The 9,386-nt window shown below is 68.0% G+C and carries 10 protein-coding genes and 1 pseudogene; 5 read left to right on the top strand and 6 right to left on the bottom strand.

Translation table 11 applies throughout. The annotated features are described in order from the left end of the window. From E3N94_RS16460 to E3N94_RS04725, 5 genes and pseudogenes are all read left to right on the top strand, one after another. Positions 1–420 (top strand): annotated as a pseudogene (locus E3N94_RS16460) (hypothetical protein); the annotation flags it as partial. 273 nt (positions 421–693) lie between these two features. Further along, on the top strand, positions 694–2,817 hold the full coding sequence (locus E3N94_RS04740; protein ID WP_134569901.1) for an APC family permease: 2,124 nt from the start codon (positions 694–696) through the stop codon (positions 2,815–2,817). Positions 2,818–2,820: 3 nt separating this feature from the next. After that, positions 2,821–3,237, top strand: a complete 417-nt coding sequence (locus tag E3N94_RS04735; protein ID WP_134569900.1) for a CrcB family protein — start codon at positions 2,821–2,823, stop codon at positions 3,235–3,237. Further along, a complete protein-coding gene (gene crcB, locus E3N94_RS16455; RefSeq protein ID WP_166790065.1) occupies positions 3,234–3,602 on the top strand; it encodes a fluoride efflux transporter CrcB in 369 nt (122 codons plus the stop codon). The genes E3N94_RS04735 and crcB overlap by 4 nt, the downstream gene beginning before the upstream one ends. Before the next feature lie 171 nt (positions 3,603–3,773). Continuing rightward, on the top strand, positions 3,774–4,049 hold the full coding sequence (locus tag E3N94_RS04725) for a DUF3073 domain-containing protein (RefSeq protein ID WP_134421239.1): 276 nt from the start codon (positions 3,774–3,776) through the stop codon (positions 4,047–4,049). 288 nt (positions 4,050–4,337) lie between these two features. On the opposite strand, the gene purM is transcribed toward E3N94_RS04725, so the two are convergent. The 6 genes from purM to E3N94_RS04695 all read right to left on the bottom strand — a co-directional run bounded on the left by purM (position 4,338) and on the right by E3N94_RS04695 (position 9,324). Then, positions 4,338–5,441 (bottom strand): phosphoribosylformylglycinamidine cyclo-ligase, encoded by a 1,104-nt coding sequence (purM, locus tag E3N94_RS04720; RefSeq protein WP_134401840.1) that lies wholly within the window; start codon positions 5,439–5,441, stop codon positions 4,338–4,340. Next, a complete protein-coding gene (purF, locus tag E3N94_RS04715) occupies positions 5,438–7,045 on the bottom strand; it encodes an amidophosphoribosyltransferase (protein ID WP_104099462.1) in 1,608 nt (535 codons plus the stop codon). The genes purM and purF overlap by 4 nt, the downstream gene beginning before the upstream one ends. A gap of 116 nt (positions 7,046–7,161) precedes the next feature. Then, a complete protein-coding gene (locus E3N94_RS16720) occupies positions 7,162–7,560 on the bottom strand; it encodes a hypothetical protein (RefSeq protein WP_174721915.1) in 399 nt (132 codons plus the stop codon). Positions 7,561–7,763: 203 nt separating this feature from the next. Next, positions 7,764–8,216 carry a MarR family transcriptional regulator gene (locus E3N94_RS04705; protein ID WP_134341984.1) on the bottom strand — a complete coding sequence of 151 codons (453 nt, stop codon included), beginning with the start codon at positions 8,214–8,216 and terminating at the stop codon, positions 7,764–7,766. Then, entirely contained in the window at positions 8,213–8,845 is a 633-nt protein-coding gene (locus E3N94_RS04700; RefSeq protein ID WP_134569898.1) for an SDR family oxidoreductase, read from the bottom strand. The genes E3N94_RS04705 and E3N94_RS04700 overlap by 4 nt, the downstream gene beginning before the upstream one ends. A 119-nt stretch (positions 8,846–8,964) precedes the next feature. After that, positions 8,965–9,324 carry a sterol carrier family protein gene (locus tag E3N94_RS04695; RefSeq protein WP_104099459.1) on the bottom strand — a complete coding sequence of 120 codons (360 nt, stop codon included), beginning with the start codon at positions 9,322–9,324 and terminating at the stop codon, positions 8,965–8,967. Positions 9,325–9,386 lie beyond the last annotated feature (62 nt).

Raw genomic sequence — 9,386 nt, 5'->3', positions numbered from 1 at the left:
GGGGCCGCCGCCGGCGCGGCAGCCGGCGCCGCGGCCGGGGCCCGAGCCGGTGCGGCAGCCGCATCAGCCGCAGCTTCAGCCTCGGCCGGTGCGGGATGGCAGACCGGCCCAGCGGAATCAGCAGCGAGCGGCAGCACATCGGGAACCACATTCGACGGAACAGGTGCCCGCGCCGGAACCGTCGAAGGCGATTCGGGATCCACCGCCGCCTCGACGCCCGACCCGCGTCTCGAGTCCAACCGGGCGCTGCATGAGGCCGACCTGGTGCTGAACGAGTTCCGTCAGCAGCTGCGCGCGGACCTGCGCCAGGCTGCCACACGGTCCGGCGTGCCGACCACGCTCGTGCCGGAACTTCGGGCTCGCCTGGTCGAGGTGCGCGCGGACATCCTCGCCGCCCTGCACCGGCAGCGCGGCCACTAGCCCGGAGCGGTGCAACAGCACCCCCCACACAGAACACCCTCGCCAGCTGCGCGGGTGTTCTGTGTGTCACCGTCGCAACCGGGTCAGACGGTACGGGCCGCGATCTCCTCGGCGGTGGGGTGGCGCGGTCGGCGCATCCCCCCGAACGGTCGATCGCGTGCAGGGACATCAGGGCGCCGCAGATCGGGCAGACCGGGCGCACCCGACACGCCCGCACGGCGGCCGACTCCCCTGGATTTGACAGAGGAATCCAAGGGAGTAGTGTCGTCCCTCGTGACACCAGAGGGAACCCCCCAGGCACCAGAAACACGTTCACCGAAAAGGTGGATCATCGGCGACCCGCTCTCGACCGAAAAGCTCGACGGCCAGTTGCTGCCCAAGCACCTCGCCCTCCCCATCTTCGCGAGCGACCCGCTGTCGAGCGTCGCGTATGCGCCGCAAGAGCTCCTGATGATCCTGACGCTCGGCGGGCTGGCCTTTCTCAGCTTCGCGCCCTGGGTCGCGGCGTGCGTCGTGCTACTGCTCGTCGTGGTCGTCGCGTCGTACCGCCAGCTGATCAAGGCCTACCCGTCCGGCGGCGGCGACTACGAGGTCGCGCACAAGAACCTCGGAGAGAAGGCCGGCCTCGTCGTCGCGTCCGCCCTGCTCGTCGACTACGTGATGACCGTGGTCGTGTCGGTGGCCAGCGGCGTGGACAACATCATCTCCGCACTGCCGGGCCTGGCGCCGTTCCGGGTGGAGTTCGCGGTCTTCTTCGTGATCCTGCTCGCGGCGGTCAACCTGCGCGGCGTGCACGAGTCGAGCAAGGCTTTCGCCATCCCCACCTACCTGTTCATCGCCAGCGTGCTGCTGATGGTCGTCGTGGGCCTCGCCCGGGTCGCCCTCGGCGATACCCCGATGGCCGAGTCGGCGAACTACGACGTAGAGGCCCAGAGCCTGGCCCAGTCGGCGTTCATCCTGCTGCTGCTGCGCTCCTTCGCGAGTGGGTGCAGCGCGCTCACCGGCGTCGAGGCGATCGCCAACGGGGTGCCCGCGTTCAAGCATCCGAAGGTCAAGAACGCCCAGCGCACGCTGGTGCTCATGGGCGGCATCGCCATCACGCTCTTCATCGGCCTGACCGCGCTCGCCCTGTTCTCGAAGGTGCACTACGCGGAAAATCCCTGCGACCTGATCGGCTGGGAGGAGTGTGCGACTTCCCCGCAGCGCAGCCTGATCGCCCAGATCGCGGCGGCCACCTTCGGCAACAACTCGATCATGTTCTTCGTGCTGCAGGCCGCGACCGCGGCGGTGCTGCTGCTGGCCGCCAACACGGCGTTCAACGGCTTCCCGCTGCTCGGCTCCGTGCTCGCCAAAGACTCCTACGCCCCGAAATCGCTCAGCACCCGCGGCGACCGCCTGATCTACTCCAACGGTGTGCTGCTGCTGGCCCTCTTCGCCTGCATCATCCTGGTCATCTACCAGGCCAACCTGACCGTGCTGATCCAGCTCTACATCATCGGCGTCTTCGTCTCCTTCACACTCGGGCAGACGGGCATGGTGCGGCACTGGCTGACCCTGCTGAAGACGAACCCGCCGAACCGGGCATCCATCATCGCCAGCCTCTCGATCAACGGCTTCGGCGCGCTGCTCACCGGCGTGGTGCTGATAGTGGTCACCATCACCAAGTTCACCCACGGCGCCTGGCTCGTCTTCGTTTTGATGCCTGTGCTGTTCACCCTCATGCTCGGCGTCAACCGGTACTACCGCGACGTCGCCAAGGAAATCGAAGTGGATGCCGACACCATCTTCGGCTCGTCGGGCGACCACGCGATCGTGCTGGTCGGCAAGATGCAGAAGCCCGTGCTCAAGGCGTTGGACTACGCGATCGCGGCCCGCCACGAGAGCATCGAGGCCGTACACATCTCCGTCGACGTCGACGAGACCAAGACGCTCAAGCGCGCCTGGGTGCAGCAGAATATCCAGGTGCCGTTGCGCATCGTACAGTCGCCCTACCGGGATATCAGCTGGCCTCTGATCAGCTACATCAAGGATCGGCGCGAGGACCACGGCTCCGAGGTCGTCACCGTGTACACCCCGATCTACATCGTGGGCCACTGGTGGGAGGGTCTGCTGCACAACCACAAGGCCCGGCGGCTGCGCCAGAAACTCATGCTCGTGCACGGCGTCACCATTGCCCTGGTGCCGTGGCTGCTCGACTCCTCCGAGCTCATCTACGGCCGGCGCTCCCGGCCCGTGCCCGGCCAGGACCGCCGCGGCGAGCCCGTGCGCCCCCGCCCGATCCCGCGCCGCCCGCTCGCTCCGGCGACCAAGGACATCTCGATCCGACCCACGCCGGTCGTCGGCACGGTTCCGCCGAATTCCCGGCCGTCCGCCGCGCGGCGCCGCAAGAGGAAGTAACGGATGCGCCTTGCTCCCGGCGTCCTTCTCGGCGGCATGGTCGGCACGGGCCTTCGACTCGGCATCGATCAGGCTCTCCCGCACGCCGACACCGACTTCCCGGCGAGCACGCTGATCGCCAACACGATCGGCGCGTTCATGCTCGGCTGGCTGGTGGCCGGCCTGTGGACCCGCCCGGGCCTGCCGGCCTGGGTCAAGGCCACCCTCGGCACGGGGGTGCTCGGGTCGTTCACGACCTACTCTGCCGTCATGGTGTCCCTGGTCGCGCTCGGCGCGGCCGGATTCCCGACTCTCGGCTGGATCTACCTGACGGCCACTCTGCTGCTGGGGTTCGGGGCCGCGGCCCTCGGCCTGCAGCTGGGGGCGCAGCTTCGGCACCGCGTGTTGCCGGACATTCCGGATGCCGGGAGCACTCTGTGAGCACCTGGCTGGTCCTTGGCGTACTCGTCACCGGTGGCGCGGCGGCGGTCATCCGTTACTTCGTCTCGCGTGCCCTCCCCGTCGGCCCCGGGCGGCTGCCGCTCGGCGTGTTGATCGTGAACGTGGCCGGATCGTTGATCGGCGGCGTGGTGCTCGGTCTCTCCGAGCGTGCCGCGGTGTCCGCCGACGTGCAGCTGATCCTGTTGACCGGGGTCTGCGGCGGCCTGACCACGTTCAGCACCTGGAGCGTCGAGACCGTCGAACTGACGCTCACCGGGTGTCGGCGAGCTGGCATTGTCAACCTGATCGGCACTCTCCTGCTCGGGTTCCTGGTCTGTGGTGCGGGCTACCTCCTCTCCCGCTGAGGTACAGTGAAGGAACGCTGATTGTGAACGTGCTCGGCGAACCGCTGCTCAGGATTTGCATCCTCGGCCCGTTCGGCCCGCCATGCTAAACTGACGGCTAGTTTTCACAATATTCGGCAACTCCCGGGAGACGTTCCTCTCACCCGGCCTGGCATCGTTAGGGGGTCTCGCATGGGGCGCGGCCGTCAAAAAGCAAAGCACACCAAGGTTGCCCGCGAGCTGAAGTACTTCAGCCCGGACACCAACTACAACGCGCTTGAGCGCGAGCTCACCGGGCATCCGGCCAACGACCCGCGCCTCGATGAGGACCTGGCGAAGTGGCCGGAGTACGAGGCCGGCAAGCCCGGCAAAGACGCAGACACCGACGACGAAGCCGACGCCGACGCCGACGCCGACGACCAATACGTCGACCATTACGCCACCGAAGACGAGCAGAAGCGCGCCTGACGCTCGGCTCGGCTCGGCTCGGCTCATCTCGGCTCGGCTCATCTCGGCTCATCTCGGCTCGGCTCATCTCGGCTCATCTCGGCTCGGCTCATCTCGGCTCGGCTCATCTCGGCTCGGCTCATCTCGGCTCGGCTCGGCTCATCTCGGCTCGCCGAGCTTCGCTCCTCCGCGGCCCCGTGCCTCAGCGGGTGCGCGCAAATGGCCGCCATCGTTTCACCGATGGCGGCCATTTACGCGCACGGGGCGCTCGGCGGGGCGCCCCACGAGGCGCCCCGCCGGGCGGCCTGGCTAGAGCGCGTAGCCGCCGACCAGGCGCACGGCGCCGCCGTTCACGCCCTTGGCACCCTGCTCAAAGCCCGCGAGGTCGTGCGGGGCGGTCGAGACACGGCCGGCCACCCAGGCCGGCACTCCCTCGGTGGCGAGGCGCGCGATGACGGATGACGCCGATTCGGCCGCGACGACGGCGAACATGCCGACACCCAGGTTCCAGGTGCCCTCCGCGCTCTCGAGCGAGGAGCCGGCGAGTTCGCTGAGCACCCGGAAGACCGGGGACGGCGACCAGGTGGACCGGTCGACCTCCACCCAGGCGCCGAGCGGGAGCACGCGAGCGAGGTTCGCCGCGATGCCGCCGCCGGTGACGTGGCTGAGCGAGTGCACGACGCCGGCGAGCTCCGGGTCGGAGATCACGCCGAGCAGCGGCCCGGTGTAGAGCCGCGTCGGCTCGAGCAGGACCTCGCCGACCACGCCTCCGAAATCGGCGGACGTGTCGGTGTAGCCGATGCCGCGGTTGGCGAGGATGTGCCGCACGAGCGAGTAGCCGTTGGAGTGCAGGCCGGAAGAGGCCAGCGCCACGACGACGTCACCATGGCGGACCTTCTCCGCGCCGAGCACCTGGTCGGCTTCCACCACCCCGGTGGCGGCGCCGGCCACGTCGTAGTCGTCAACGCCGAGGAGGCCGGGGTGTTCGGCGGTCTCGCCGCCGACGAGTGCGGTGCCGGTGGCGGCGCAGGCGCGGGCGATGCCCGCGACGATGTCCGCGATCCGCTCGGGGACGACCTTGCCGCACGCAATGTAGTCGGTCATAAAGAGCGGGCGGGCCCCGACGACGATGATGTCGTCGACGACCATGCCCACAAGGTCCTGGCCGATCGTGTCGTGCTTGTCGATGGCCTGGGCGATCGCAACCTTGGTGCCGACGCCATCCGTTGACGTGGCCAGCAGCGGGCGCGTGTAGCCGGTGAGGAAGGAGACGTCGTAGAGGCCGGCAAAACCGCCGAACCCGCCGAGCACCTCGGGACCGTGCGTGTTCGACACGGCCTCCTTCATCAGGAAGACGGCGAGGTCGCCGGCCGTGGTGTCCACTCCGGCCGCCGCATAGGATGCGTTGCTCATTCTTGTCTTCCTGGGTCGCCGATCGGGGGCTTACCCTGTGTGACCAAGGATTCTTCGCGCAGTGCTTCCTGGCGCAGTGAGGTGGGGGCGAGCAGAGGCTCGAATTCCGAGTCGGGGCCCGGGTCGCATCCGTTCGAGGCGGCGGCCGGACGTTCCAACAGGTTCTTGCCCAGGTGTGCTGAGTCGGGCAGCGGGATCGGATAGACCCCGGTGAAGCAGGCCGTGCATAGGCGTTCGGGCGGCTGCTCGGTGGCGGCGATCATACCCTCCGGTGAGAGGTACCCGAGCGAGTCGGCGCCGATGGCCTGGCGCACCTCGTCGACGCCGAGGCCGGTCGCGATCAGTTCCGCGCGGGAGGCGAAGTCGATGCCGTAGAAGCAGGGCCAGGTGATCGGCGGGCTCGAGATGCGCACGTGCACCTCGGCCGCACCGGCCTCCCGCAGCATGCTGACCAGGGCACGCTGGGTGTTGCCGCGCACGATCGAGTCGTCGACGACGATCAGCCGTTTGCCCTTGATCACGGCCTTGAGGGGGTTGAGCTTGAGCTTGATTCCCCGCTGGCGGATGGTCTCCGACGGCTGGATGAAGGTGCGCCCCACGTAGGAGTTCTTCACCAGACCCTGGCCGAACGGAATTCCGGATGCCTGCGCGTACCCGATCGCGGCCGGCGTGCCGGACTCGGGGGTCGGGATGACGAGGTCGGCCTCGACGGGGTACTCCTGGGCGAGGCGACGGCCCATCTCGACCCGCGCCTCGTGCACGCCGCGGCCGGCGATGGTGGTGTCGGGCCGGGCCAGGTAGACGTACTCGAACACGCAGCCGGCGGGCTTCGCTTCGGCGAAGCGCTGCGTGCGCAGGCCGTCTTCGTCGATGGTGATGAGCTCGCCCGGCTCGACCTCGCGCACGAAGCTGGCGCCCACGATGTCGAGGGCGGCGGTTTCGGATGCGACCACCCAGCCACGCTCGAGGCGGCCGAGCACCAGCGGGCGCACCCCCTGCGGGTCGCGGGCGGCGTAGAGGGTGGTCTCGTCCATGAAGACGAGGCTGAAAGCGCCGCGCAGACGCGGCAGAACCTCGAGCGCCGTGGCTTCGAGGGTGTGGTCGAGATCGCCGGTGAAGAGGGCGGTGATCACTGCGGTGTCGGTGGTGTTGCCGCGGGCGAGCTCGCCCTCCACCTTCGGGTAGCGTTCGTGCACGAGCTGCAGGAGCTCGGCCGTGTTGGTGAGGTTGCCGTTGTGGCCGAGGGCGACCGTGCCGCCCGAGGTTCGGCCCAGGGTGGGCTGGGCGTTCTGCCAGCTGGACGATCCGGTGGTCGAGTAGCGGGTGTGCCCGACGGCGATGTGGCCGATCAGTGTGCTCAGCGCGGCCTCGTTGAAGACCTGGGAGACCAGGCCCATGTCCTTGTAGATCAGGATCTTCGAGCCGTCACTCGTGGCGATCCCGGCCGACTCCTGGCCCCGGTGCTGCAGGGCATAGAGGCCGAAATAGCTGAGCTTAGCCACCTCCTCACCGGGAGCCCAGACGCCGAAAACGCCGCAGGCATCCTGCGGCCCCTTCTCTCCGGGGAGTAGATCATGGCCTAAAAGTCCGTCGCCGCCAGCCAAATCGGTGCCTCTTCTACTATCAGTGCTCGGGGAAGTGTGTGCTGAGAGTTGTGGGGTAACCGGGAGCTTCTCCGCTTCGGTCCGGTGAGCCGTGTTGTTGGGACGGGCGGGTTGAGCTAGCCCCGATCAGAATTCGACGAGTCGGATACGGCATCCGGAGACTCGGAATCGCTCGGACCGACAGCTGCCATTCTATCGACGACGACCGTCTTCCCGCGGCGGGAGATGACACGGTCGATGATGATGGCGACGACGGCACCCAGGGCGACGCCCAGCGTGAGGAACGCGAGCAACAGGAATCCGAAGACCTGGGTAGCCCCGAACTCGGCGTTCTCGGGAAACACGACCGTGAGAACCAGGGCCGCGATCGCACCGATCAGGGCGCCGAGGAGCATGAAGTTGAAGAAGCGGGGCGAGCGCCGCACGGTGACGGTGGACTTGTCGACGATCGATTCGCCGGCACTCTCAACGGTGCCGGAATCGGACTCCTGCTCGGGCTGTTGGTCTGAGATCACGCTTTCATTCTCGCACGCCTGGTCGGTCCTGCGGCTGTGTGTTGGCTCTGCCCGGCGGATGCCAGCCTGCCCGGATGAATGAGATTGCGGTACGCGGGAGCGCGAACATCGACCTCGTCGTGCGGCAGCCGCGGCGGCCGGTGGACGTTCCACCACGGCCGAGCCGAGCGCCCCGGTCGCGCCTGTCACAATGACCGCACCTCTCAGGATCCCTTGACCTGTGCGAGCAGTCCAGCGAGCTCGGTCAGTGAGTCATCGGTCAGCGTGTCGAACCATGGTGCGGAGCGTTCTATCGCGAGAGTTTCGAACGCCTCGACCTGGGAACGCGCGAATCCGGTGAGCCTGAGGAGCCGCACCCGTCCGTCCTGGTCGGATGCGAACTGCTCGACCAGGTCATGCTCGCGCAATTGGTCGACGAGTTGAGTGATGGCCCCCGGTGTGACGTGCAACAGTGCGGCAAGCCGGCCCGGAGTGACAGAGTCCTGCGCGTGAGCGAGGACGAAGAGGACATCCAGCTGGGTGCGTGTGAGGACCGTGCTACCGAACGGAGTCGATCGCGGGCTCGCGATCGACCGCGACAGACGAACGACCGCCGCCAGGACCTCCCCCATCTGCCTGGACCGGTGCGAGGTGAGCAGGCGCGCCGATTGTGTCATGCGCTGATAAACGGCATCTGCCCGATGAAGGTGCGATCCTCCACCTGGGTGAGGATGAAGTCCGCGAGATCATCTCGACTGATCTGGGTGCTCGCGTCAACGCCCACCCATCCCACCCGGTAAGTTCCAGCACCCGGCTTCTCGGTCAACCGCGGACCACGAACGACCGTCCACTCCAACCCGGACGCCTCGAGCACCCGAAGGTGCTGCTCCGCGTCGGCGAGAACATGCCCGGACAGGGTCTTCAGCAAGAACCTGATGACGCGGTCTGCGGGCCCGGGCCGGTCCAGTGGAGCGGTTAGCCCGCCGCCCGACAGGGTGACGATCCGCTTTACTTCGTGCCGCCCCATCGCGTCCACGATGAGCTGGTTGCCCTCGGTCTGCAGGGTCGGCGGCGACCCCTTGACCTGCCCGAACAGGCTGAGCACGGCGTCTGACCCCGCCACCGCCTGATCCACGGCGCCCGCGTCCAACACGTCACCGCGAATAACCGTCAGAGCCGGCGACGTGGTGACGAGCTTGGCCGGATCACGCACCAGAGCCCGCACCTCGCATCCCGCGGCAAGAGCTCGCGTCAGCACGCGATGACCGGTCTTACCGGTCGCACCGAACAAAGCAATCACTGTCATGAGAATTAGTTTAGTCGCTAAATGTTGTGATCGGATGATGCTGCCACCGAACCACAACGACGGGGAAAACTAACGAGGGAGAAAAGGGGGAGTCGCGTCCGAGACGGAGGTGGGAGGCGTCAGAGAAGCGGTAGGTGCCCGACCAGGTCGGCGCGCTGGCCGGAGGCGGCGATGCGACCGGATGCGATGCCATCAGCCCACGAGAGCGTACCGGTGGCGAGGGCGAGCCAGGTGGGGGCATCCGTCTCAATGACGTTCGGCGGTGTGCCGCGGGTGTGGCGCGGACCGGCGATGCACTGCACGGCCCCGAACGGCGGCACGCGAACCTCGAGTGTGTTGCCGGTGGCCTTCTCGGCGAGCAGCTGCAGCGTGTACCGAACCGCCAGGGCACGGATGTCCCGGCTCGCCTCACCCTGCTGCGCCGCGTATTCGCGCACCGCCGCGCGCCCCACGCCGTCGTCAATCCTCGCTCGTGCCACGCCACCAGTCTGCCTCCTGTCTGCGGTCCGTGCCGGCCGCCCGCTCCTTGCGCCGCCAGCCC

It is taken from the genome of Cryobacterium sp. Sr3 (assembly GCF_004402835.1).
GTDB lineage: Bacteria > Actinomycetota > Actinomycetes > Actinomycetales > Microbacteriaceae > Cryobacterium > Cryobacterium sandaracinum.
The sequence above is the reverse complement of the archived record's forward strand: the minus strand, read 5'-3'. Positions and strand labels throughout refer to the sequence as shown.